Annotated in this window: 27 protein-coding genes; 17 read left to right on the top strand and 10 right to left on the bottom strand. The window is 37.5% G+C overall.

Annotated features, from left to right (window positions below):
- Window positions 1-7 precede the first annotated feature (7 nt).
- The 4 genes from FS608_RS20905 (at window position 8) to FS608_RS20920 (ending at window position 3,896) form a co-directional block, all read left to right on the top strand.
- Window positions 8-778: a LamB/YcsF family protein gene (locus FS608_RS20905; RefSeq protein WP_144554523.1), complete on the top strand. Its 771-nt coding sequence runs from the start codon at window positions 8-10 to the stop codon at window positions 776-778.
- A 1-nt stretch (window position 779) separates the two neighbouring features.
- Complete coding sequence (locus FS608_RS20910) at window positions 780-2,018, top strand: NRAMP family divalent metal transporter (protein ID WP_144554524.1); 1,239 nt, start codon at window positions 780-782, stop codon at window positions 2,016-2,018.
- A 32-nt stretch (window positions 2,019-2,050) separates the two neighbouring features.
- Window positions 2,051-2,842, top strand: a complete 792-nt coding sequence (locus tag FS608_RS20915; protein WP_144554525.1) for a putative hydro-lyase — start codon at window positions 2,051-2,053, stop codon at window positions 2,840-2,842.
- A 160-nt stretch (window positions 2,843-3,002) separates the two neighbouring features.
- On the top strand, window positions 3,003-3,896 hold the full coding sequence (locus FS608_RS20920; RefSeq protein WP_144554526.1) for a DMT family transporter: 894 nt from the start codon (window positions 3,003-3,005) through the stop codon (window positions 3,894-3,896).
- A gap of 252 nt (window positions 3,897-4,148) precedes the next feature.
- Here FS608_RS20920 and FS608_RS20925 read toward each other — a convergent pair whose 3' ends face one another.
- Together FS608_RS20925 and FS608_RS20930 are read right to left on the bottom strand one after the other, a co-directional pair.
- Complete coding sequence (locus FS608_RS20925) at window positions 4,149-4,604, bottom strand: CBS domain-containing protein (RefSeq protein WP_144554527.1); 456 nt, start codon at window positions 4,602-4,604, stop codon at window positions 4,149-4,151.
- 44 nt (window positions 4,605-4,648) lie between these two features.
- On the bottom strand, window positions 4,649-5,269 hold the full coding sequence (locus FS608_RS20930; RefSeq protein WP_144554528.1) for a TetR/AcrR family transcriptional regulator: 621 nt from the start codon (window positions 5,267-5,269) through the stop codon (window positions 4,649-4,651).
- Between the two features lie 281 nt (window positions 5,270-5,550).
- Here FS608_RS20930 and FS608_RS20935 point away from each other — a divergent pair, with 281 nt between their 5' ends.
- The 3 genes from FS608_RS20935 to FS608_RS20945 all read left to right on the top strand — a co-directional run bounded on the left by FS608_RS20935 (window position 5,551) and on the right by FS608_RS20945 (window position 8,526).
- Entirely contained in the window at window positions 5,551-6,204 is a 654-nt protein-coding gene (locus tag FS608_RS20935) for an HlyD family secretion protein (protein WP_144554529.1), read from the top strand.
- Between the two features lie 8 nt (window positions 6,205-6,212).
- Entirely contained in the window at window positions 6,213-8,048 is a 1,836-nt protein-coding gene (locus tag FS608_RS20940) for a DHA2 family efflux MFS transporter permease subunit (protein ID WP_144554530.1), read from the top strand.
- Window positions 8,049-8,127: 79 nt separating this feature from the next.
- Complete coding sequence (locus tag FS608_RS20945) at window positions 8,128-8,526, top strand: DoxX family protein (RefSeq protein ID WP_144554531.1); 399 nt, start codon at window positions 8,128-8,130, stop codon at window positions 8,524-8,526.
- Window positions 8,527-8,802: 276 nt separating this feature from the next.
- On the opposite strand, the gene FS608_RS20950 is transcribed toward FS608_RS20945, so the two are convergent.
- Together FS608_RS20950 and FS608_RS30450 are read right to left on the bottom strand one after the other, a co-directional pair.
- Entirely contained in the window at window positions 8,803-9,705 is a 903-nt protein-coding gene (locus tag FS608_RS20950; protein WP_144554532.1) for a DMT family transporter, read from the bottom strand.
- Window positions 9,706-9,991: 286 nt separating this feature from the next.
- Window positions 9,992-10,147 carry a hypothetical protein gene (locus tag FS608_RS30450; protein WP_186328834.1) on the bottom strand — a complete coding sequence of 52 codons (156 nt, stop codon included), beginning with the start codon at window positions 10,145-10,147 and terminating at the stop codon, window positions 9,992-9,994.
- A gap of 170 nt (window positions 10,148-10,317) precedes the next feature.
- On the opposite strand from FS608_RS30450, the gene FS608_RS20955 reads away from it, so the two are divergent.
- Window positions 10,318-13,221 (top strand): DEAD/DEAH box helicase, encoded by a 2,904-nt coding sequence (locus FS608_RS20955; RefSeq protein WP_144554575.1) that lies wholly within the window; start codon window positions 10,318-10,320, stop codon window positions 13,219-13,221.
- A gap of 26 nt (window positions 13,222-13,247) precedes the next feature.
- Here FS608_RS20955 and FS608_RS20960 read toward each other — a convergent pair whose 3' ends face one another.
- The 5 genes from FS608_RS20960 to FS608_RS20975 form a co-directional block, all read right to left on the bottom strand.
- A complete protein-coding gene (locus tag FS608_RS20960) occupies window positions 13,248-13,646 on the bottom strand; it encodes a (deoxy)nucleoside triphosphate pyrophosphohydrolase (RefSeq protein ID WP_144554533.1) in 399 nt (132 codons plus the stop codon).
- A gap of 296 nt (window positions 13,647-13,942) precedes the next feature.
- Window positions 13,943-14,266 carry a dienelactone hydrolase family protein gene (locus tag FS608_RS31660; protein ID WP_313958725.1) on the bottom strand — a complete coding sequence of 108 codons (324 nt, stop codon included), beginning with the start codon at window positions 14,264-14,266 and terminating at the stop codon, window positions 13,943-13,945.
- A complete protein-coding gene (locus FS608_RS31665) occupies window positions 14,263-14,544 on the bottom strand; it encodes a dienelactone hydrolase family protein (protein WP_313958726.1) in 282 nt (93 codons plus the stop codon). Before FS608_RS31665 ends, FS608_RS31660 begins: the two co-directional genes overlap by 4 nt.
- Before the next feature lie 29 nt (window positions 14,545-14,573).
- Complete coding sequence (locus tag FS608_RS20970; RefSeq protein ID WP_144554534.1) at window positions 14,574-15,032, bottom strand: 2-thiouracil desulfurase family protein; 459 nt, start codon at window positions 15,030-15,032, stop codon at window positions 14,574-14,576.
- Between the two features lie 194 nt (window positions 15,033-15,226).
- A complete protein-coding gene (locus tag FS608_RS20975) occupies window positions 15,227-15,835 on the bottom strand; it encodes a TetR/AcrR family transcriptional regulator (protein ID WP_144554535.1) in 609 nt (202 codons plus the stop codon).
- A 197-nt stretch (window positions 15,836-16,032) separates the two neighbouring features.
- On the opposite strand from FS608_RS20975, the gene FS608_RS20980 reads away from it, so the two are divergent.
- The 3 genes from FS608_RS20980 to FS608_RS20990 all read left to right on the top strand — a co-directional run bounded on the left by FS608_RS20980 (window position 16,033) and on the right by FS608_RS20990 (window position 18,456).
- A complete protein-coding gene (locus FS608_RS20980; protein WP_144554536.1) occupies window positions 16,033-16,770 on the top strand; it encodes an SDR family NAD(P)-dependent oxidoreductase in 738 nt (245 codons plus the stop codon).
- Between the two features lie 125 nt (window positions 16,771-16,895).
- The gene (locus FS608_RS20985; RefSeq protein WP_144554537.1) at window positions 16,896-17,681 is read left to right on the top strand and encodes an SDR family oxidoreductase; all 786 of its coding nucleotides are present in this window, start codon (window positions 16,896-16,898) and stop codon (window positions 17,679-17,681) included.
- Window positions 17,682-18,009: 328 nt separating this feature from the next.
- Window positions 18,010-18,456 carry a carboxymuconolactone decarboxylase family protein gene (locus FS608_RS20990; protein WP_144554538.1) on the top strand — a complete coding sequence of 149 codons (447 nt, stop codon included), beginning with the start codon at window positions 18,010-18,012 and terminating at the stop codon, window positions 18,454-18,456.
- Between the two features lie 216 nt (window positions 18,457-18,672).
- Here FS608_RS20990 and FS608_RS20995 read toward each other — a convergent pair whose 3' ends face one another.
- Entirely contained in the window at window positions 18,673-19,176 is a 504-nt protein-coding gene (locus FS608_RS20995) for an RrF2 family transcriptional regulator (RefSeq protein ID WP_144554539.1), read from the bottom strand.
- A gap of 262 nt (window positions 19,177-19,438) precedes the next feature.
- Between FS608_RS20995 and FS608_RS21000 the strand changes: the two genes are divergently transcribed.
- The 6 genes from FS608_RS21000 (at window position 19,439) to FS608_RS21025 (ending at window position 25,108) form a co-directional block, all read left to right on the top strand.
- Window positions 19,439-20,671 carry an aminopeptidase gene (locus tag FS608_RS21000; RefSeq protein WP_144554540.1) on the top strand — a complete coding sequence of 411 codons (1,233 nt, stop codon included), beginning with the start codon at window positions 19,439-19,441 and terminating at the stop codon, window positions 20,669-20,671.
- A 142-nt stretch (window positions 20,672-20,813) separates the two neighbouring features.
- Complete coding sequence (locus FS608_RS21005) at window positions 20,814-21,323, top strand: RNA polymerase sigma factor (protein WP_144554541.1); 510 nt, start codon at window positions 20,814-20,816, stop codon at window positions 21,321-21,323.
- 15 nt (window positions 21,324-21,338) lie between these two features.
- On the top strand, window positions 21,339-22,430 hold the full coding sequence (locus FS608_RS21010) for a DUF4179 domain-containing protein (RefSeq protein ID WP_144554542.1): 1,092 nt from the start codon (window positions 21,339-21,341) through the stop codon (window positions 22,428-22,430).
- A 158-nt stretch (window positions 22,431-22,588) separates the two neighbouring features.
- Window positions 22,589-23,593 carry a DUF3231 family protein gene (locus FS608_RS21015; RefSeq protein ID WP_144554543.1) on the top strand — a complete coding sequence of 335 codons (1,005 nt, stop codon included), beginning with the start codon at window positions 22,589-22,591 and terminating at the stop codon, window positions 23,591-23,593.
- 67 nt (window positions 23,594-23,660) lie between these two features.
- The gene (locus FS608_RS21020; protein WP_144554544.1) at window positions 23,661-24,224 is read left to right on the top strand and encodes a CBO0543 family protein; all 564 of its coding nucleotides are present in this window, start codon (window positions 23,661-23,663) and stop codon (window positions 24,222-24,224) included.
- Between the two features lie 230 nt (window positions 24,225-24,454).
- On the top strand, window positions 24,455-25,108 hold the full coding sequence (locus FS608_RS21025) for a TerC family protein (protein ID WP_144554545.1): 654 nt from the start codon (window positions 24,455-24,457) through the stop codon (window positions 25,106-25,108).
- Window positions 25,109-25,173 lie beyond the last annotated feature (65 nt).

The following is a 25,173-nucleotide window of genomic DNA, read 5'->3' on the forward strand; positions in this document are numbered from 1 at the left end:
GAGAAATATGTTTCAAGTGGATTTGAATTGTGATTTAGGGGAGAGTTTTGGCCGGTACAAGCTTGGGGAACAGGAAGAAATATTGAAATACGTTACATCTGCAAATATTGCTTGTGGTTTTCATGGTGGAGATCCAAGTGTTATGAGAGAAACGGTGAAGATGGCCATTTCCAATGGTGTCAAAATTGGAGCTCATCCTGGTTTGCCAGATTTAAACGGATTCGGGCGAAGGGAAATGGCGATTACTCCTCAAGAAGGATATGACATGGTCGTGTATCAAATTGGGGCATTGCAGGGGTTTTTAATGACGTTCAATGAAAAAATGCAGCATGTCAAACCCCATGGTGCTTTGTACAATATGGCGGCAAAGGATCCAAAACTTGCCGAAGCCATTGCACAAGCGGTTTATGATGTATCTCCCTCATTGATATTATTCGGCCTTGCCGGCAGTGAATTGACAAAGGCAGGAGAGAAGATCGGTTTACGAACGGCACATGAGGTATTTGCAGATCGCACGTACCAAGCCGACGGGTCTTTGACGTCGCGTTCACAGAAGGATGCGATGATTACCGATCAAGAACAATCGGTCGCGCAAATTGTGAAAATGGTGACAGAAGGAAAAGTAATATCTCAGCAAAAAACAGAAGTTTCGCTTCGTGCAGATACCATTTGTATTCATGGTGATGGAGCACACGCATTAGCCTTTGCAAAATATATTAACGAAACATTAGATAAGAAGAATATTACTGTAACTGCAATCTCTAACTTGGAGGTTTAATATGGAAAATCCTAAATTTGATGTTATACAAGAAAATGCCAAAGTGACAGGGAAAAAGAAGGTAAGTAGAAGTGTCTTACTCGGTGCAGCGTTTTTAATGGCGACATCATCGATTGGACCTGGATTTTTGACACAAACGACTGTATTTACACAACAATTGGCTGCAAGTTTTGCATTTGTTATTTTAATTTCATTATTACTAGATATCTTTTCGCAAATGAACATTTGGAGAATCATTGCCGTTTCAGGGTTGCGCGGGCAAGAGATTGCCAACAAAGTGTTCCCTGGACTCGGAGTTGTTTTGGCCATACTTATTGTAATTGGCGGTTTGGCATTTAATATCGGAAACGTAGGTGGAGCTGGATTGGGTCTGAATGCCATGCTTGGCTGGGATCCAGTTACAGGTGCCGTTATTAGTGCACTGTTAGCAATCTTTATTTTTGTCGTGAAAGAAGCAGGTAAAGCGATGGACAAATTCGCTCAGGCTGCAGGGTTAGTAATGATCCTCCTCATGCTGTACGTGGCATTCACGACTGCACCGCCAGTTGGAGAGGCGATTGTGAATACGGTTATGCCGGAAAAGATTAGCATGTTTGCGATCGTTACGCTTGTTGGAGGTACGGTAGGAGGATATATTACGTTTGCAGGCGGACACCGTCTATTAGACGCGGGTATCAAAGGTGTTGAAGCATTGCCAGCAGTGACGAAAAGCTCTGTTACAGGGATTCTCGTTACTGGTATTATGCGTGTGGCATTATTCTTGGCTGTTCTTGGGGTTGTAACAAAAGGACTAGCGATTGATCCAGCGAATCCGCCAGCTTCTGTGTTCCAACTAGCTGCAGGTAATGTCGGTTATCGTATGTTTGGTGTAATCATGTGGGCTGCGGCGGTAACATCTGTTGTAGGGGCGGCGTATACGTCGGTTTCATTTATCCGCACATTTCATCCTGCCATTGAGAAATACCAAAATTGGATCATTATAGCATTTATCGTTATTTCAACAGCCACGTTTGCCGTTGTTGGAAAACCAGTAACGATCTTGCTTATTGTTGGAGCGTTGAATGCCCTTATTTTGCCAATAGGTTTAGGTACATTATTAGTTGCTGCATACAAGAAAAGTATTGTTGGTGAGTATAAGCATCCGCTATGGTTGACGATTACGGGCGGTTTTGTGGTGGTGGTCATGGGCTATTTAAGTGTAGTGACATTGATTGAACAATTACCATTAGTTTTTAAGTAATTTTATAAGAATCCAATATGGGAGGTAGCTTAATGGGGAATTATGAAATGTTGGAGCCGCAAGAAATAAGAGAGTTGATTCGGAAGCAAGAGATTACTGGACCGACGGCAGGAATGTCAAAAGGGAATACACAAGCGAATTTGGTTATCTTAAAAAAAGAGCATGCCTTTGACTTTTTGCTTTTTTGCCAGCGGAATCCGAAGCCATGTCCTTTATTGGACGTGACGGAGCCTGGCTCCTATGTTCCTGCAATGATTGCCAAAAGTGCAGATATTCGTAAAGACATCCCGAAATATCGTATTTACCGAGACGGTGTTTTTACAGAAGAAGTCGCAGATATTACTGAGTACTGGGAAGACGATATGGTTGGCTTCCTGTTAGGCTGTAGCTTTACATTTGAAACACCACTCCTTGAGGGCGGTATTCCAATCAGACATATCGAAGAAAACTGTAACGTTCCGATGTACAAAACGAATATTAATTGCCAAAAAGCGGGTATGTTTGAGGGTCCGACAGTTGTTAGTATGCGGCCAATGACACCAGAGGATGCAATCCGTGCCGTTCAGATTACTTCGCGTTTTCCAGCAGTACACGGTGCACCAATCCATATTGGGGATCCTAGCATAATTGGCATCAAGGATATTTCAAAACCTGATTTTGGAGATGCTGTACCATTTAAACAAGGGGAGATTCCAGTATTTTGGGCATGTGGTGTAACTCCTCAAGCGGTTGCGATGGAAAGTAAGCCCTCGATCATGATTACGCATGCACCAGGATGCATGTTCATCAGTGATATAAAGGATGAAGAATTGAGTGTTTTATAAAACGTATTAGTAATATTTTTATAGTAAAATAGAAATGTAACTCTAAAAGTAGGGTGTGCAAATTATCTTACTAAAGTGAGGCGATGCATTAGTGCATCGTCTCTTCGGACTTTGCAGTTACAATTTCGACATGCTTTTTGTCGTTAAAAAGGGGATGTAGATGGTGTTTACAAAATCAACTGCTGCGCTTCTCGTCCTTATTTTAATTTGGGGCGCAAGCTGGCCAATCAATAAATTAGCGGTACCCTACTCACCGCCATTGCTTTATGCAGGACTGCGTGCACTTTTAGGAGGAATCCTGCTGACAGTTATTATTTGGAAGACAAGGAAAGCGATAAATTGGCGGAAAAATTGGCAGAAGTACTTTATAGCAGCTTTCTTTAATACGATCCTTTTTTTCGGGCTTCAGACGGCAGGATTGCTCTATTTACCGGGTGGATTGTTTTCCGTTCTTGTCTATTTTCAACCAATTTTACTGGGCCTTTTCGCTTGGCTGTTACTTGGTGAATATTTATCGCCAGTCCAAATACTTGGTTTGCTGCTAGGATTTGTAGGGATAGCGGTCGTTAGTGTGGATGGTCTGGCAGTTCATATATCACCAATCGGAGTTATGCTCGGGTTACTAACTGCTGTAAGTTGGGCGTTCGGAGTGATCTACGTTAAGAAAGTAAGCAGAGAAGTAGATTCGTTTTGGATGGTGGCGCTACAATGTATCATCGGCGGTATATTCCTCCTAGGTATCGGATCAGTGTTCGAAAGTTGGTCTGCCATCGAATGGAATCGATTTTACATATCTGGCCTGGGCTTCGGTGCGACCATTGGCATACCATTGGCATATATCCTATACTACAGTCTTGTCAATGCTGGTAAGGCAAGCAAAGTTGGTTCCTATACGTTTCTCGTTCCTATTGTTGCTGTTCTTCTCGGAGTGATATTTTTAGGAGAAACGGTGACATATCCACTGATTATCGGAATGCTGCTAGTAGGAATTAGCATTCATTTTGTGAATTTCCGGTATAAACCTAAATACAAAAAAGGAATCAGTAAGAATTAAATATTTGTATACCGACCACCGCCATATCGTACGTATCTTTAATAAAAAAAGGATGCTTGAATGCATCCTTTTTTGTGGAGTGTGTTAGTTAAGTCAGTGACGATGGGTTCTTATTTTTTAATTAAGCAGAATAAAAACTTTGGGGTGTATACGGTGACCTTGTACTTTTAATAGAATTACAGGTCCAAGGAAAATTCAAGCGCATAAATAAGGGGCTGTAGATGGATCTTCAGCCTTTCTCCATTTGAGATGTTAAAGTACTGTTCTAAAGGAATGTCTTATAACATCGCCTCGGCTAATGATTCCAACTAATACTCCGTTCCGCTCAACAGGTAGTTTTTTTATTTGTTTTTTTCCTAAAATTGAAGCGATAGTTTCTATGTCTTCATCCCAGGACACTTTGTAAACCTTTCTTTTGGCAATGCTCATTACATTTAATTCTAGCAACTTTTGGATTTTTTGCTCAAAATCTTCATGATCACCATCGATAACGGTAACGAATTGGAGGGAATCAATGAATCGATACTGATGCTTACCGATATACCGCATGATATCTCCATCACTAATATAGCCCACAATTTCATTTCTTTCGTTGACTACTGGTAGTCCACTGATACGATTTTCAATGAATCTTTCGATTACATAACGAACTGTGTCTGTTTCCTTTACTTTTATCACGGGGTTGATCATTATCTCATAAGCTTGCATCATTCTCCATCCTAAACACTAAGATTTGTTCATTTATCTCAAGTTTATTTAGGTTCCTTATAAAAACCTTTTTTTAGTAATTCAATCTCTAACGAAAAAGTTTTCATCACATCATTAATCGTAAGCTCTTTCGCGAATGCATGGGCGAGATTTTGAAACGAAACGGCCATCAGAATTTTAAAGATGTGGTAGAGTTCTTCCTCATTCGATATGTTTAAATTATCGGAGTTAATTAAGTGGATAATCTCAAAAAACTTGCTTTTTCTTTTTTCCCCATACATATTCTGAGTAAATGTTTTTTCGATTTTATAATTCATATTTAAAAAGGCGTTTTTAAAATATTGTCGATTTTCTGGTTCTTCAAACATAATAAGAATGCCTTTAAACCAATCCACAATGGTCTCAAATAAATCTCCATTGTTCATTTTGATGATTGCAATCATGCGCTCATAATTTCGTTGCGAATGCTCATGTAATAAAAAATAGAATAGATCTTCTAAGTCTTCAAAATATTGATAGAAACTTCCCCTGGGTATTCCAGCATCCTTGATAATATTCGATATGGATGCCTCATGTAAAGGAACCCTCGAAAACTCCTTCTTAGCAGCATTTATTAATACTCCTTGTTTTTCTTTTGTTAAATTAAAGAAGGTTTGCTTTGGCATTGACGAACTCCTTTTTTGAAATGATAACATGTCATAATATAATTTAGAAATATGATAATATTCCTATGTTTATATGTCAATATTCGGTATGACAATATGTCATTTTATTTATTGACGGTCAAAAATAGATTATTTATAATTTATTCTGAAAGTGCTGCTCTATACAGAGTTAAATAAGGAAAGCAAAAGAAGGGAGAGTGTGATGGGCGGACAAAATAATGTATTGGAGATCACGAAACTGTACTCTTTAAACGTTTCATCCATTAAGGGAGGAAAAATGAATGAGCACTAAAAAATTGCTCTTATTGAACATAATTATTCTGCTTATATTAGTGGGGGGCGGTGTCGGAGGATATGCCTACTATAATGGAGTAGTAAATTATTTATCGACGGATAATGCCCAAATAGCAGGTCAACAAGTAACGATTGCGGCTCCGGCCAATGGCAAATTGACCAATTGGGAAGTCAATCTTGGTGATCATTTTTCAAAGGATTCTAAAGTCGGAGCCATTAAAACAACGGATGCAGAAGGTAAACCTATAGACATGAGGGTGATAATGCCAACAGACGGAACGATTGTTCAGAATAGTGGAGTTCAAAATTCATTTGTGGCTGCAGGAACACCATTAGCGAAAGAATATGATTTTAATAATCTTTGGGTTACAGCAAATATTGAGGAAACCAAAATTGATGAAGTGACAATCGGTCAGGATGTCGATATCTATGTGGATGCTTTTCCAAATAACACGCTAAAAGGAAAAGTACAGCAAATCGGTTTAGCGACGGCTGGAACATTTTCTCTTTTACCAAGTTCGAATAATACAGGGAACTACACCAAAGTGACTCAAGTGATTCCGGTAAAAATTTCTATTGATGATAATAAAGGTGTAGCCATCGTTCCCGGTATGAACGTAACAGTACGGATTCATAAGTAGGTGATAACATGTTAATTTATATCACTGCTTATGTTGTCTTAGGCCTTTTGCTGCTGCTTTTAATAAATTTTATTATCATCAATAAAAGGAAGTCGCGTAGAGCACAAACAGAAAAGATGAATGAAGAGGTAATTGAGAAGGCTGTTCATTCTGGGATAAAGGATGAGGAGATTGAGCAAATTTTACCGCTGAATGAAAACAAGGACATAAAGGCTGAAGAGATTACCTCGCAGGAAGTGCTGAAAAGTTCTGCAGAAATGGAAGCAGAATCGGAATCTGCACAGGAGGATGTTCAGCCGAAAGAACCATCTTCTTCAGATACTGGAAAAGAATCAGGAGATGGAAAAATTCTTGTGGCTTTAATGCTTGGTGCATTTGTTGCCATTCTTAATCAAACTTTACTGAATGTGGCGATTCCTCATATTATGAATGATTTGGGTATTTCTGCAAATACCGTACAATGGCTCTCCACAGGATATATGTTAGTAAACGGAATTGCGATTCCTATAACGGCTTTTTTAATAGAGAAGTTTGGAACAAGAAAACTGTTCATTAGCGCCATTTTTTTATTTACATTGGGTTCGGTAGTTTGTTCAGTGTCAGCAAACTTTAGTATGCTCATGATTGGAAGGGTCATTCAGGCTTGCGGTGCAGGTATTATTATGCCCCTGTTAATGACTGTATTTTTTGCCTTATTCCCTCCGGAAAAACGAGGCAAGGCTATGGGGATTATGGGGATTGTCATGATATTTGCTCCTGCGATCGGTCCAACATTATCCGGGTGGCTCATTGGCCATTTTTCATGGCGGTTATTGTTTGATATTGTTATCCCAATCGGTGTACTCGATTTAATTCTTAGCTTCATGTGGATGAAGGACGTTACTAAAGTAACAAATCCTAAATTTGATTTCTCAGGATTTTTATTTTCAACCCTAGGTTTTGGTTTCTTGTTATACGGATTCAGTGAAGCGGGTAATGATGGTTGGTCCAGCAAAACAGTGGTTATCTCCTTAATCATAGGAATAATTTCTTTAATCTGTTTTGTTTGGCGTGAACTGACGGCAGAAAAGCCAATGCTTGATTTACGGGTCTTTAAATATGATATTTTCGCCTTAACAACGGTTATCAGTATGATTGTTAACATGGCTATGTTTGGCGCCATGATCTTACTTCCGATTTATCTGCAAAACATTCGAGGGTATACAGCATTACAATCAGGTCTGTTGATGCTTCCGGGTGCCATCGTGATGGGCATAATGTCCCCTATCTCAGGAGCTCTTTTTGATAAAATCGGCGCAAGATGGCTAGCCGTTACTGGATTAGCGATTACTGTACTTACCACATGGGGATTTACCAGCCTGAGTATGACAACCAGTTATGGCCATATTCTGTTTTTATACGTGATGCGGATGTTTGGAATGTCCTTTATCATGATGACCGTCATGACAGAAGGACTGAATCAGTTACCACGTCACCTTGGCGCTCATGGGACGGCTGCCTCGAATACAGCAAGGCAAGTCGCTGGAAGTATAGGGACCGCCTTCCTAGTTACAGTCATGACGACAAGACAAGGGTTCCATTATAGTGAGTATGGGGATGCAATCTCAAGTTCCAATTCTTTTATAACCAGCAGTTTATCGCAGTTAGCTCAAGGTCTGTCAGTTTTCACGAACCTGCCGGTTTCAACAGGAAAAGAGCTTTCAACTTATTTAATTTACGGCCAAACCATGCAGCAAGCTACAATTGATGGGATTAATGATGCCTTTATTGTTGCAACCGGAATCGCATTTGTAGCTTTAGTGCTATCGTTCTTTATCAAACGGTCCCGGGTAAATCAACAGTAAAAAGTAGTAAGTTAAATGGGATATTTAGTTGTCCGGCTTTAATAATGTTGGGCTATCGTCTTTGAAAGAAGGGGTAGGAATGATTAATTTAGGGCTCTTGATTATCCGATTGGCGGTTGGAATGACGTTTGTGGGGCATGGATGCCAAAAATTATTTGGCTGGTTTGGCGGTCCAGGTGTAGTCAAGTTTGGTGAATATTTAGGTTCGATTGGAATCAAGACAGGCGGCAAGACATGGGCGATTTTAGCAGGATTATTCGAATTGGCTGGCGGACTGCTGTTTTCAGCGGGACTGCTCACCTGGCTAGGTGCAATCCTTATCGTTATCGTTATGATAGATGCCATCTTCACCGTTCATGGCAAGAATGGCTTTTGGCTGACTGAAGGCGGTTTTGAATATAACTTTATTTTGATCGCTGTAGTCCTTGGGGTGGCGCTCATTGGACCGGGGGATTATGTATTAATTTATAAGGCATAGTCCAAGGGACGGTTCTGCTAGTTTTTTTGGGTGTAAGAAATGGCCTTCATCACATGGTGAAGGCCATTTCATTGCTCCTGCTCAGATTTTTCATAGAAATCGAACTTCATATTGGAAAAAGAAAAGAAGCCACTGCAGAAGTCAGAGCGGTTCCAGTAATAAAGTCTGGAAGATTGTTACATGAAAGTGTACAAAAAAAGGATAGATAGAGCATTTATTCTGCTCCACTATCCTTTTATTAGTGAATTAAAAGTGAATGTATCTTCTTTATAAGTATTAAACTCCTATTTTCCCTTGAATGACAATCTGTTCCGACGCCTGCTTTTGCTTCTTATTTACGAGATAGATACTGGCCACGATCAGTACAATTCCTATGAATAAAAGTTTCGTAAAGGGTTCATTTAATAATACAGTTCCGATGATAACTGCGAGCATTGGAACCAAGAATGTAAATGTTGCCACAACACTGGCATCTCCCGTTTTCACAAGTATAACGTAGAGAATCCATGATAACGCAATCCCTAGAATCGTACCAAAGGAAAGACCCCATATAAATGTATCATTCCAAACAATACTGGACCAATTCTCAGACGAAAGTCCGGCTATCATCAGAAAAAATCCCCCAATTAAACACTGGAATGCCACCATCCAAAGAGAATCAACCGAGTGAGAATTTTTTTTGGTGTAAACTGTACCTAATGCCCAGGAAAGCGCGGTTAATATGCCGAGTATAATGCCTAAAATGGAAACATGGCCGGAAAATCCTTCTGCACTTACAGAAATGACTCCGAGAAACCCAAGAATTAGGCCCAATACTTTAGGTAGGGTCATCGATTCGCCTAACCATAGCCATGCAAGCAGACCTACTAAAATAGGTTGAAAATAGACAATAACAGAGAATAAGCCTGATGGTACTAATTTAAGCCCCACAGTCTGCAGCCCATAGAACAAAGCAATATTTAAAGTGCCGGTGACGACATATATTTTCCAATTCTTTCGCCATTGGATCCGGTCCCGTGTTTTCCAAATAACAGCACCTAGGAGTACGCCGCCAAACAAACACCTCATCCCGGCAAAAAGCAAAGGAGGGGTATATACTAATGCAACTTTATAAATTGGCCAAGAGACACTCCAAATTATAATTAAGCCTGCCATCATTAAAAACCATTTTATTTTCATCAGATCTTTTCTCCCTCAGTTTAATTGAACTAACTGCTGGCTCATAGACCTTAGATTATTGAGCCTAACATCTATTTTTCTATAAAAAACTAACTTTAATAGAATACGCCCCTATGTAAAAAATTTCAATTAAGAAATCTTGGATAAAAATCTGGAAGCTGTTTTACGCCGATAGAAAAAACGCTTGAATCTTTTTTGGATTCAAGCGTTTTTTCTATTTTTATATTAATCTACTGGGCGGTTTTCAAAATTTAATCTTTCATACTACTTAATTTAATATGTAACATTATCCGGTATACTTCTTTCTTCTTTTAGAATGGTTACTACGCAACTCAATATGAAACGCATGAGTACCATTACGGTCATGGCCAAGCGCAAGCAGAGAATGGCCAGTAGGACCAAGAGGTAAAGCTCCAGTGATGGAAGCTAATATGGAAGTCAACTTACGTGGCGTCCTTTTTTCTTCATTCTTAATGGTGTATCTGCAAAGTTAATTACATTTTTTAACGCAGTTAAAAAACAGCAATAGAATTATTCAAGCTAATATAAGGTTGCAGTACTTATCAGTGAGTATTACAATTGACATATAAATTGGTAATGAATGGTGATCATATGAGCAATTTTGTTGATAATCTAAGAGTTTCCTTACATAAGGGGTTTATTGACCAAAAGTATAATAAAACCGGAATTTATAAGCCGAAGTTATTAGTGAATAACGCAAAAAAAGGCGAAAATGTATTAAATACCTTACTTGATGAATTAGATAGCTGCGACTCATTTATTTTTTCAGTAGCGTTTATTACTGAAAGCGGCCTGGCAACTCTTAAATCCCATTTTCTTGACCTTAATCGAAAAGGGGTAAAAGGTCGCATTTTAACCTCAACCTTTCTAAATTTTAATCAACCAAAAGTTTTTAAGGAACTAATGAAAATTGAAAATGTTGAAGTTAGGACGACTAATTTAGAAGGGTTCCATTCAAAAGGATACATTTTTAATCAAAGAAACCATTATTCTTTAATTGTTGGAAGTTCTAATTTAACAGCCCATGCTTTAAAAGTAAATTATGAATGGAATGTTAAATTAACTTCACATGAAGACGGTGAAATTGTTAATCATTTTAATTCTCAATTTGAAGAAGTATGGAATGATGCAAGTCCTTTAAATGAAGAATGGATTGAAAAGTACGAGAAGAAATATACCCCTCTTGTTAACAGAAAAGCTTTAGACCAGGTGATAGAATTACCGTCCCAATATAATATTAATACTATAGAAGAAGCCCTAAAAATTAAACCGAATAATATGCAAGAAGCGGCATTACAAGGAATCCAGGCTATTCGCGATGCGGGAGCAAAAAAAGGATTAATCATATCTGCAACTGGGACAGGTAAAACGTATTTGTCTGCTTTTGATGTAAGACGGTTTAGACCAAAACGGATGCTTTTTATTGTGCACAGGGAACAAATACTTCAAAAGGCTAAAGAAGATTTTAAAAGAATACTTGGAGGAATTGATGCGGATTTTGGAATACTTTCTGGTACTACCAAACAGACAGATGCAAAATATTTGTTTGCCACAATCCACACTATTTCAAAGAATGATTATTTGACCCAATTTGACCCTGAAGAGTTTGATTATATTCTTATTGATGAGGTCCACAAAGCGGGCGCCAAGTCTTATCTAAATGTAATTGATTATTTTAAACCCAGTTTTCTAATGGGAATGACTGCTACACCGGAACGTACGGATGATTTTAATATCTTTGAGCTTTTTGATTATAACATTGCGTATGAAATTCGTTTGCAAGAAGCTCTGGAAGAAGATATGTTGTGTCCTTTTCATTATTTTGGAGTTACAGACCTAGAATATAATGGTGAGATAATTGATGAGACAGCTGTTTTAGCAAAGCTTGTTACCGAGGAACGCGTTAATCATATTCTTGAAAAAATCCATTACTATGGCTTTTCAGGAGAAAAGGTAAGAGGGTTAATGTTTTGTAGTAGGAAAGAGGAGGCAATGAAATTAGCCGATGCTTTTAATGAGAAAGGGCTACGAACAGTTGCTTTAGTAGGGGATCACAATCAGGATGAACGCGAACGTCGTGTAAAACAACTTGAAGAAGGCTTGTTAGACTATATCATTACTGTAGATATTTTTAATGAAGGAATCGACATTCCTAGTGTTAATCAGGTAGTCATGCTAAGACAAACCCAATCCAGTATCATTTTTATTCAACAACTTGGCAGGGGACTTCGTAAACATTCAACTAAAGACTTTGTAACGATCATTGATTTTATTGGAAATTATAAAAATAACTATTTAATTCCCATTGCACTTTCAGGTGACAAATCACAGAACAAGGATAATATCCGTCGCTATATTAAGGATACGAGCTATATAAAAGGGGTATCTACGATTAATTTTGAGGAAATTGCTAAAAAGCAGATTTTTAAAGCGATTAACAACAGTAATCTAACAGCGTTAAAAGTTTTAAAAGAAGCATTTGTTGAGTTGAAAAATAGAATTGGCAGAACTCCTTATTTATATGATTTTGAAACGAACCATTCCATTGACCCTGAAGTAATAGTCGATAAATACACGAACTATTATCAATTTTTATTAAAGCTAAAGGAAGAAATACCGTTATTGACGAAGTATCAAAACAGCGTTTTAACTATGTTTTCTACTGAGATCTTAAATGGCAAAAGGAAACATGAGATTATTCTATTAGACCTTCTTTTAAAACAAGAAACAGTAAAATATGATGATTTTATAGAGAATTTAATTCATTTTAATTGTCCAGTTGACGAAGAGACTATTTCTTCAGTTTTGCGTATATTTAGTTTGGAATTTTTTACACAAAGTTATAAAGAAAAGTATGGGAATCAGCCAATTATTATGTTAGTAGACGATGGTACCTTTAGATTTAATAATTTGGTTCGAGAGAATTTATTGGGTAATCCGTATTTTAACTTTCTAGTTACAGATGTCCTAAACAGCACCAAGGAAAAATCTAAGCTATACGAATCTGAGGAACCACTAACCCTCTATCAGAAATATTCAAGAAAAGATGCATGTAAACTCTTGAATTGGATTAACGATGAAAGCTCTACCTTATATGGCTACAAAACAAAACACGGTACATGTCCAATCTTTGTGACCTATCACAAAAATGAAGATGTCGAATCTAGTATAGATTATGTGGAAGAATTCCTAAGCCCTGAGGTCCTTAAGTGGTCAACAAGGAGTAATAGAACGTTAGAATCTCAAGAAGTTAAAACAATCATCGAATCTGAAGAAAAAGGTATTGACCTTCATATTTTTGTAAAGAAAGATGATGATGAAGGAACTGATTTTTATTATTTAGGAAAAGCAACCCCGGATAAAAATAATATCGAACAGGCAATCATGGAAGATAGTAAAGGGAAAAAGCTGCCAGTTGTTCATATGAACTTGGTAATGGAAAATCCAATTGAAAATAAACTTTACAACTATATTATTAATGGTACGGATGACTAAAGTATAGTCTTCTCATATCGAGAAGACTATTTTTCTTGGATCAATTGCTCAACTGCAGGAACATCCGCGGGTGCCCACTTTAGGGAATCTAAGTTTTCCCGTTTTAACCAGATTAACTTGGAATGCTCACTTGGCGTCGGTGTTCCCTTAACTACTCTACATTTGATTGAGATCAAATTAATAATAAATGTGTCATATTCATGGGTGTTGTCATTAAAAACTTCTTTAAATGTTTCTACCTTACAATCCAGTTCTTCATCAATTTCTCTTGCAAGTGCAGAGAAAATGTCCTCATTCTCCTCCACTTTTCCTCCGGGAAACTCCCACATATTTGGGATCGACATTTCTGGAGATCTAAGAGCACACAGAATTTCTTGCTGTTCATTTTCAATAATGGCTGCAACAACTTTTACAAGCTTTTTCAAGATAACCCTCCTCTACATTTCACTAGCCATTATAATACCACTTTTGGTGGTTAGATGCTGCATTGGTTGTTTTTTGATAACTATTCTTTTCAAAAATTGACTCTAAACAAAATTCTCATTCACATAAACAAAAAGTTAATACATTATAGGGGACTGATAGGATAAAAAAGGTTGGAATTGTTGGCGGTATTGGACCTGAAGCAACAGTAGATTATTACTTAGATTTGTTACTGAAGTATTCTTGGCCGGGTTATAAAAAAACGTAAGGCAAGTTAGTTTAGAACTACTTAAGTTTATCAATGATGTTTCTTTAAAAAGCTTAACATTTCTTTGAAGGCATTCTGGGAGGATTTTTCATTAAATTTAGAAGAGTATGGGTCACTAAATCCGTGTTGTCCCTTAAATTTATGGATCTCGATATTTTTTTGATCAAGATTTGAAATTAACTGATCCACATGAAAGGATGGTTCCTCCTCCGGAAAGAATAAAACCGTAGGGCATTGCGGCACTATCTGTTGGTAATTTCTAATTCTAGAACTATAATATGCCATGACCCCATCCAGACAGTCTTCCTCACTGCACAACCAAGCAACAGTTGCGCCAACGCTATATCCAATCAAATATATTTCTTTTCGTACTCAATTTTAACGTCTAACAATAGATTCTTTATTTTGTGTACAGCTTCAGAGAAACCTACATTCTTCATGAAATGTAGGTAGGCAATTTCCTCTTCAGAATAATTAAAAGGTTGTTCTCCCTCTAATAGGTTCGGGCAGATCATATCAAAATCTTGATTAGATGATAAATTACAAAAGTTCTCCATATGTTGATTAATACCATAGATTTCGTGTATGACAATAATAAGATGACTTGAATTCTTCAGTATTTGCAGAATCATATCCCCCTTGAAATCAGAAACCTCCAAGTTTAAAGAAAGGTTTCCGCAAATTGTTCCTCAGAAATCACTTTAAATCCATTTCTTTTTAGTAATGCAGAAGTAACTCCCATTCCCTCTATCTTTTTACCAATAAATTTGCCGTTATAAATCATTGAACTGCCGCAGGACGGGCTGTTTTCCTTAAGAACCACAATAGTCGCATTTATTTCTTTCGCTTTTTCTAGAGCAGCATAGGCTCCGTTTAGGTAAAGTTGCGTAACATCTTTTCCAGTTTGATCCATTACTTTGGCCTTTCCATCCAGTACATCTTCTCCGTTGCCTCCAATGATTTCAGCAGGCGCTCTTGGCGTTGAAAAGCCGCCAAGTAATTCTGGACAAATTGTAATAGCTTTATTTTCTTCTACTAGTTTCCTAATTTTAATATTTAAACTATGTGTTCCGTTATATCGCACTTCCAAACCTGCTAAACACGAACTCACCAATATCATTTACTAACCTCCTTCAAAATTATAAAGGATTACATTGTAACGAAGCTAAGGAAGGCGTGGCGGCAGCTTCTCCTTTGTTGTTGCTTAACGCGCATAAAATTTCTCGCTGTTCGTTTTCAATAGCAGCAACGACTTTTACGAGTTTTTTCAGTGTAATCAGCCTAGCTATATTTTCTCCGCCCTGGTGCAGATATTTATTTGTTATGTCCAATATATTGAAATGAGTGAATATGAGTTTTCGTTAGATCAATGACTTCTTGGATAAAATCTTCTGGCGTTTCTTTGAAGCCATTTTGGATCCAAGTATGAAGGAGGCCATAAAAGCCATAGGCTGTATAACGTTTAAAATAATCCATATTAACTGGGATATTGTTGATGGTCTCAAAAATAAATTGTTCATTATAGATTTTTAAGATTGTTTGAGGGAACCTTGTATGCAATCCTGGTAGCGTGTCATCGTAGTTTATTAATGTAAAAAAACTCTGGTTTTTATAGATGTAAGAAACGATATTAAAAGAAGGTGCATTTAGCTTAGCTGTATTAACCTTTTGACCAGGTACATAGGCCTTGCCTACAGAATCTTCTAATTCCTGAAGCATGGAAACAAGTAAATCCTCAGCTAATTCAATTTTATCTGTGTAATGGATATAAAAGGTACTACGATTATAAGCGGCGTAATCGACGAGGTCTTTTACAGTAACGGAATGGTACCCCTTCTCTTTTATAAGTTCAATCAATGCTTGTTTTAAATGCGCTTTTGTCCGATTTTGTCGTTGAGACGTCGTATTTTGTTCATTATTCATGAAAAAACCTTCCTCAATATAGACAGATTTAGCATAAGTGTCTAACCAGTAGACACTTAATGATATCTTAATGATTGTTAATTGTGAACAAAATAGTACAATTAAATTGTGAACAATAAAGCACAGATAGTAGATTTATCTATTATTTTTCTCTAGAATGTGCTAAAGAATTCTTGATACTACGAGGAGGATTTAAGATGGGTAAATTACAAGACAAAGTAGCTGTGATTACTGGTGGAGCATCTGGTATTGGGGCAGCAACAGCACGTTTATTTGTTTCAGAAGGAGCCAAAGTGGTTCTTGTTGATTTAAATGAGGAAAAAGGAAAAGCATTTGAGGCAGAGTTGAAAGCGCTTAATGCCGAAGCTCTTTTTATAAAAGCAAATATTACGAGTGAAGAAGAAGTTGCAAATATCTTTAAACAAACCGTTGAAACGTTCGGCAAAGTGGATGTAGTCTTCAACAATGCGGGGATTGGCCGTGTTCATCCTTCACATGAATTAGAGTATTCAGAATGGCGCAACACTGTAAATGTTGACTTAGATGGCGTCTTTTTAGTAGCACGTGAATCCATCCGTGAAATGCTAAAAACAGGTGGAGGTACGATTGTTAATACGGCGTCTATGTACGGTTGGGTTGGATCACCAGGTTCAGCAGCCTATAACGCGGCAAAAGGCGGCGTGATTAACTTAACTCGTTCCCTTGCACTTGAATATGCAGAACAAAATATTCGTATTAACTCATTATGCCCTGGTTTTATTGACACACCAATTATTCCGGAAGCAAGCAAGCAAGCTTTAGCTGCAGTCACACCGATGAAACGTCTGGGTAAAGCGGAAGAAATGGCAAAAGCAGTACTATTCATGGCATCTGATGATTCTTCATTCATGACTGGTAATAGTTTGATTGTGGATGGCGGGTATACAGCGCAATAATAAATCATGTGAACTAAGTAGAAAAGATGACATTTCACAGGTAAATATCTCAAATATGAGATATTTAAATTTAAAATAATTCAAAAAATACGCTTTAGACCTTAAAACAGAGGAGGAAATTTCCAATGAGTAATCGTTTTGATGGAAAAGTTGTATTAATTACAGGTGCAGGTTCTGGTTTAGGACAAGCCTCAGCCTTACAAGTGGCAAAAGAAGGAGCGAAACTTTCACTTGTTGATTTAAACGCTGCTTCATTAGAAGAAACGAAAAACAAAGTGTTAGAAGTTACACCTAACACAGAAATGCTGTTGATCACTGCGAATGTGGCAGATGAACAAGCAGTTGAACACTATGTAAATGAAACGGTTGAGAAATTTGGGAAAATCGATGGTTTCTTCAACAACGCAGGGATCGAAGGAAAACAAAACCTAACAGAGGATTTTGGCATTGAGGAATTTCAAAAAGTAGTCAGTGTCAATTTAAATGGTGTGTTTTATGGAATGAAACACGTTTTGAAAGTCATGAGAGAACAAGGCTTTGGCTCTATTGTTAATACTGCTTCTGTTGGTGGTATTCGTGGAGTAGGAAACCAATCAGGTTATGCAGCTAGTAAGCACGGTGTGGTAGGTTTAACTAGAAACTCTGGAATTGAATATGGTCAATACGGAATCAGTATCAAAGCCATTGCGCCAGGCGCAATCATGACACCAATGGTCGAAGGTTCATTAAAACAAATGGATCCAGACAACTGGGAAGAAGTAGGAAAACAATTTGTTCAGCCAAACCCAATGAAACGTTTTGGTAAACCAGAAGAAGTGGGCTATTTGGTAGCATTCCTGCTATCTGATCAAGCCAACTTCATCAACGCAACTGTTATTCCAATTGATGGTGGACAATCCTATAAATATTAAGGAGTATGAAGAAAGTTCTCCTGTTTCAACTAATCTAACCGTGAATTCCTATTCCAATGAGTAGATATACAAAACAAAGAAGCACGGGAACCATCCCGTGCTCATTTTATACCTCAATGAACCTTGTTGAATAAAGCAAGGTTCTTTTTTTACCTAGCGGAAACTGTTAACACTAGATTAGCAGTCCACATATCTAGGCTTAGTTTTTAAAGGTCTATTCTAAGGACAACAACCATAATCCTGGTTTGACAAAAGCTAATTATAGGTGTAAATTAAAGATACAGTTAATCGACGATTAATTGTATCTATAATTGTAGGGGGAATGGAAATGGAACTTCGTATGAATTATTATGATATAGCACCTGAAGCACTTAATATAATGATGGAAATGGAGAAGTACACTAAAACTACTGGAATAGACCGTAAACTTCGTGAACTAATTAAAATCCGAGCTTCTCAAATTAATGGCTGTGCTTTTTGTATAAATATGCATACTGCTGATGCTCGAAAAATGGGTGAAACGGAACAGCGTTTATACTGCGTTGGCGCATGGGAAGATTGTGACTTCTACACGGATGCTGAAAAAGCAGCATTAGAACTAACTGAACATGTGACGTTAGTACCAACTAAGCGAGTACCTGATGAGCTTTATAATCGAGTACGTGTTCACTTTAGTGAAAAGGACTATGTAGATCTTATTATTTTGATTAATCAAATTAATAGTTGGAATCGACTCTCGATTTCAATGGGAAATTTCGCAACTGCAGCAAAATAGAATTTTTATGTCTATACATTAATCGGGCGCTAACCTTAAAAAGGGATTAGCGCTTGATTTGTAATATAGGATTATCAAAAGATAAGTGAAATAGGTTTAGGAGGGGAAATGAATCGGGATAGGATGTATGTTTTCGGAGCATTTTTTTTGAAATTTATCGGTAATTGGATAAAGACCCCCTTAACTTGCGGGAAAGAGGGGTAAGGGGTGTCATGATTAACTGTTGCTCTTCTCAAAATATGCCCGTGTATCTTGACGTATTTGTTTCGATAAAACAAGATCAAGCTCTTCATTCAGCCATGATAGGGTCTTTTTACGTAAAAAATTGCGCATATTTTCTTCGGCCTCAAGCATGACTAGATTAATGGTGCAAGCGGAAGTTTCGGAGCAGCAGCTGGAGTTTTCGTTATCTCGAACCAGAAGGCCATTATCTTTTATGTTTTTGCATTGAAAAATGGGCTTTTTCCCTTCTATTGCTTCAATTACATCCCAAAAAGAAATTTCATCTGGGGACCTTGATAATCTATAGCCGCCTTTAACTCCTGGTACTGAATTTACGATACCTGCCTTGGCTAATTTGGCAAAAATTTTTGAGAGATATGTCTCTGAAATGCCTTGAAAGGCAGAAAGGTCCTTTATTCCTATACTTGAATCTGGAGGAATATCAATTAAATAAACAAGGCAATGCAGGCCATATTCAACTCCAATACTATACTGCATGAAAACACCTGCTTCCTATTGAATAAAGAGATTAATATTAATATTAGGTATCTTTAATTTTTTTGTCAAACTTGCTAATTTGTCTTCAATAAACAAGAGGGGCTATTTCAATAGACACCTTGAATCAAAGATGAGTTAACTTTTTTGAATAAAGAAGAAACAAAATCGGTATTATTCCGTCTAAGAATTGAAGGTATTTATACATTTTAAAAGAACTTTATTATTTGTATTTGCAAGAAATTTAATACAAAGGGGAAATGATATGAGAACTTTTCAAGCAAAATTAGAGAAATATGCTGCTCTGGCAGTTGAAATCGGAGCAAATGTTCAAAAGGGGCAAATTTTATTTATTTCAGCTTCTATTGAAAGTTATGAGCTTGTAAAATTACTAACAAAAAGAGCCTATGAAATCGGTGCAAGCGAAGTCATTTATGAATGGAATGATGACGCTTTAACCCGAATGAAATATGAATCGGCAGCCGATGAGGTTTTTAATGATTTCCCATCCTACCGTGTCATGCAGCGTGAAGAGCTAGCTGAAAAGAATGGTGCCTTTATCTTGATCGATTCAAGAAACCCTGATTTATTAAATGGAATTGACCCAGAGCGAATCGCTAATTTTAATAAAGCATCAGGTAAAGCCCTTACCAAGTTTCGAACCTATATGTTAAGTGATAAAATTGCCTGGACGATTGTTGCCTATCCTAATCAGGCATGGGCCGATAAAGTGTTCCCGAATATTGATAAAATGGAACGAATCAATGCGCTATGGGATGCTATTTTTTCTGCAACCAGAATCGACCATGAGGATACAATTGGTGCATGGAAAGAACATATAGCAGCTTTAGATAGTAAAGCTAATTATTTAAATGGACGAAAATACAAATCACTACATTACCGTGCCCCAGGCACTGATTTAACCGTGGAACTGCCAGAAAAACATAAATGGATGAGTGCAGGAAATCATAATGAAAAAGGGACACTTTTCATAGCGAATATGCCTACAGAAGAAGTGTTCACTTCTCCTAATAAATTCGGGGTAAACGGCGTCGTTACAAGTACAAAACCGTTAAGTTACTCAGGAAACCTTATCGAAAACTTTACCTTAACATTTAAAGAAGGTAAAATCGTAGATTTCATCTGTGAAAACGGGTATGACACTCTTAAACAATTAATTGAAACAGATGATGGCAGCAGGTATCTTGGGGAAATAGCTCTCGTTCCGCATCAGTCGCCTATTTCAGAATCAAATACCATTTTTTATAACACGCTTTTCGACGAAAATGCGTCAAATCACTTAGCAATTGGCGAAGGATTTCCGTTTTGTTTAGACGAAGGAAAAACGATGTCTAAAGAAGAACTTGCGAAAGTCGGTTTGAATGAAAGTATGACACACGTAGATTTTATGATTGGCTCTCGTGAAATGGATATTGATGGAATGCTTCCAGACGGAAGGATCGAACCCATTTTCCGAAATGGGAACTGGGCATTTTAATTACATCGAAATAGGTGCCTGACCCCTGATGCGTTAAAGCTTTAACACGCTGGGGGTCAGGCACCACTTTTTTTTGTCATAATAAATTTTTTACCAATAAAAAACAAAAGTCGGCCGTCTACTATATGAAAGGAGGCCAAAGATGAATCAAACTAGTTTGCATCAATTAAAGACCCCGGTGGATCCCCGGGATGAATTTAAACAATTATATATTGACCATAAAAAGCATGTTTTTGCGATGGCATTATCGATTTTAAGAGATTTTGAATTGGCCGAGGATGTACTGCAAGAAGTGTATATCAAACTTTACCAGCATTCAAAGTATAATCAAGTGACTAATGTCAGAGCATGGCTGATTCGGGTCACGCGCAACACGGCCCTCGACCTTTACCGGAAAAAAAAGCGCGAATTGACCGGGTTTGATGACCAATATTTTGAACGCCTGGAGTACATATCTGAGGACCCTGTCGACAAAATCGTGTTATCCAAATACCTTGCACTCCTGGATAGTGGAGAGCGGCAGATCGTCATCATGAAGGATATCTCGGGGCTAAAGCATAAAGAAATCGCCAAAATCATGGAGATGCCTTTGGGAACCGTTCTCTGGAAATATCGAATGGCCTTGAAAAAACTAAAAAAAGGTCTGGAGTAAGGAGGGGATTTTTGGATGGAAAATGGAAAAATCATAAAGCATTTAGACACTGCGTTGGAAAAGCAGGTCCCGGATGGATGGGAAGAGTTGAATAAAAAAATCGACCAGTTAGGAGACAATCCTATGACCATAAGAGAGAAAAAATCTTTTCCAAGAAGGATATTACTTACAGCTGCAGCCTGTTTGATCGCGGCATCTTCCCTGACTTTTTCACCAGTAAGAGCGGCGATCCAAAACGTTTACGATAAAATTTTCTCTAGCGAGCATATCGATGATAGTGGATTAAAATCCGCCCTTACAAATGGAATGGGCCAAGAAATCAACAAAACCTACTATGATAAAGATCACGATATTACCGTTCATTTTAATAGTATCCTGATGGATGACAAGGAAGCCAAGCTTTTGGTTACCTATGAAAGCAAGAAAACTAATTTGAAAAACTATTACCTTGATATGTTTGAAGGCTATACTTCCATGAACATAGTGTTAGACAATAAGGTAAAGAAATTGAAAAATATTGGCTGGGGCAGCCGTTATTACGATAAGAAGGCGAACAAAGTAGCAGAAGCGCTCTCGTTCGAATCCATCAGCACGTTCCAAGGGGATGAAGTCCATTTAAAATTGAAAGACTTGACCTTTGATGGAAAAAATGGGGCAAGCCGAGTGGAAACCGTTTGGCCTCTTGATTTCAAGCTCTCGAAAGAAGCGGTTGGTGGTCGCGAAACCTTTGAAGTGAGTAAAGAATTTACATTTAAAAATGAAACCTATCATGTAAAGCAAGTGGAATTTTCGCCACTTGAAACAAGAGTGGTCGTTACTGGCACGGACATTAAACCGCATTTCGAAAACGGTGTCGACTACGATGTGTTCAGCAAACTCCAGCTGCAACTCTTAAATGCCAGAAAAATTGATAAAGAAAAAGGGTATACGGTCGATTACAAAAAGTCGGGTGTATTCTTGAGTTCGGCCGGCCAAATGGCCGACCCAATCTTCAGCAAGGCGGAAGCAGACGGACCGCGTGATCAATACGTTCTTTACTTCGCTCCAGTCAAAGACCGCCAAAACTGTGTCCTTCAAGTGGGCGATTTAAAAATTAATTTAAGATAAAATGGGAAGCTGTCTCACAGTATTTGGGGGCAGCTTTTTTTGATAATTACCCTTTTTGCCGAACTTTACTATTTCCGTTGCCGCTTCCGTAGTTAAACCTTTACCCTCATGCATAACTATTTCTATGTCAGTAAAAAATACGGAAGAGGTGAGAACAAATGAAAATTGATAATTTAAAACTTACATCTTCCGAAATAGGAACACTATGGGGGGAGTATGTAAACGGAACTATGGCCGAGATAGTAAATAAGTATATGATTTCTATTTTGGAAGACGAATCAATAAAAAAAGTTTTCGAAATAGCCATTGAGATATGGGAAAGGCAAAAGAAGCAGCTTGTTTCCTTCATTGAGAAAGAGGGCTTTCCAGTACCCATTGGATTTACTGAGTCCGACCTTAATAAAGGTGCAGAGAGATTGTTTTCTGACACATTCTGCTTGAATTATTTACATATTATGACTTTACATGGTTTGTTGGGCCATACAACTGCTTTATGTGTTTCTGTCAGAAAGGACCTACGGGAATTTTACAGTTCATGTGATAATGATGCAAAAAGTATGTACGATTTAACCATTGAGTTATTGCTTAAAAAAGGAAAATTCCAAAGAGATCCCTATTTTTATCCTAACGAGGGACCTGAATTTATTTCTACCAATGATTTTACTGATGGATTCTTCGGAAAAGGGAGACTTTTATCTGCTACAGAAATAATCAGTATTTCTCTTAACATTAAAAAGAGCATTATGGCAAAAACTCTTTCCATTGGATTCAGTCAAGTCACTGAATCGAAAGAAATAAGAAAGTTCTTTGAGGAATTAGAAAAAAAGGCAGATGAAAACATACAAGCCCTTACAAAAATTTTGCACAAGGATAATTTGCCAGTTCCAATGTCGTGGGAATCAGAGGTTACAACCTCCAAAGACTCTCCTTTTTCAGATAAATTAATGTTGTATCATATGGGTTTCTTGGCTCAAACTGCACAAGTATATTACGGGACAGGTCTAGCAGGAGCTATGCGAACCGACCTAGCTGTCGTTTATGAAAAAACAATTCTAAAAACATTAGCAATGACAAAAAAATGGTTCGATATTATGGTGAAAAACAAGTGGTTAGAACAGCCGCCACTTGCTCCCAATAGGAAAGAACTTGCACAAGATAAATAAGATATCCTCCCCTCATTTGTGAGGGGTATATTTTTTTAAAACTATGTTTTAAGGAGATGTTATAAAAATGGCATTTGAGGAAGGACTCGCCCGATCAGAAAAAGCTTATAACCAGTTCACTGAGGTAAGTTCTTTATTTGCTAAAATAGTGAAAGAAGATTTTCTCTCAACATGGCAATGGTGGTTTGGACTGGCCCTATTTATTGTACCATGGATTGTTTGGATTATATTTAGGAAAAAAGATAGTACAGGACGCCTTCTTTTAGCAGGCTTAATGACCATCATATTATCACTTACAATAGATCTTGCTGCCTTATCTCTAGGGTTGTGGTCTTACCCAATGGTGATTATTCCTCTAGCCCCCTTTCTTTTTTTACCTTATCACTTCTCTTTAGCACCAGTTGGGGTCATGCTCGCTCTACAAATAAAGCCAAAAATGAATAGCTTGTTAAAAGGAGTCATATTCGCTGCAATTGCTGCCTTTGGAGGAATGAATTTCTTTGATGCAATCGACTTTTATGACGCTAAAAATTGGTCCACTCTATATGATTTTATTATTTTCTTTACTCTTTACTATGTCGCTTATGCGGTTACAAGGATTGAGACCTATTCTAAATTAGATAAGGGATAAACTATACTTGTAACGACATAAAGGCGTTAATGAATTAAGGGGTCTTAGTTTAAGAAGCATGGTGAGCTTTTCTGGCTTATAACTAAATACTCTATTGTTAGAAGCAGATATTTTGCTTCTTTTTAGTTTCTTTTAAAATTTTCCTCTTATTTACTCTGTGAAGTTCTGTTTTTTATATCAAATGAATATAATGACAAAGTTAAACTTGTCCAGAGGTGAATAGTTTGGAGATGTTTGGTTTGTCATTTGCGGTACTCTTTAAGGTTATATTAATCAATATTGTATTAAGTGGAGATAACGCAGTTGTAATCGCAATGGCATCGCGTAATGTCCCAAAGAAGCAGCAAAAGAAAGCAATCTTTTGGGGAACATTTGGAGCGATTATTTTACGATTACTATTTGCAGTAGTCATAGTTTATCTGCTAGGCGTACCTTTCGTAACTTTTATAGGCGGTCTTCTCCTAGTGTACATTGCCATTAAACTATTAATTGGTGGTGAGGAGGAACATCTGAAAGAAGGAGGGGCAAGTTTATTTTCAGCTGTCAAAACAATCATCATTGCCGATGCAGTCATGTCCCTTGATAATGTACTAGCTATTGCTGGGGCTGTTGAAGGAAATTTGGCCGGTATTGTGATCGGTGTGATTGTTAGTATTCCGATTGTTGTTTTTGGAAGCCAGTTAATACTAAAAGCAATGGAGAAGTACCCGTTTATATCTTATGCTGGGGCAGGAATCTTATCTTGGACAGCAGGTGAAATGATTCTCGGGGAACCAAAATTTGAACCTTTTCTCACTCATGATTTACATTTATTAATTCCTACGGCAATTACTGTTTTTGTTATTGGATTTGGATTTTTAATTTCAAGGAAAAAAGTAATATAAAAGAGAAAGGGGCGATGCATAAATTTGCATCGCTCTTTACTGATTTGGCACAATATATTTTTACT

Source organism: Bacillus sp. X1(2014), assembly GCF_007678255.1.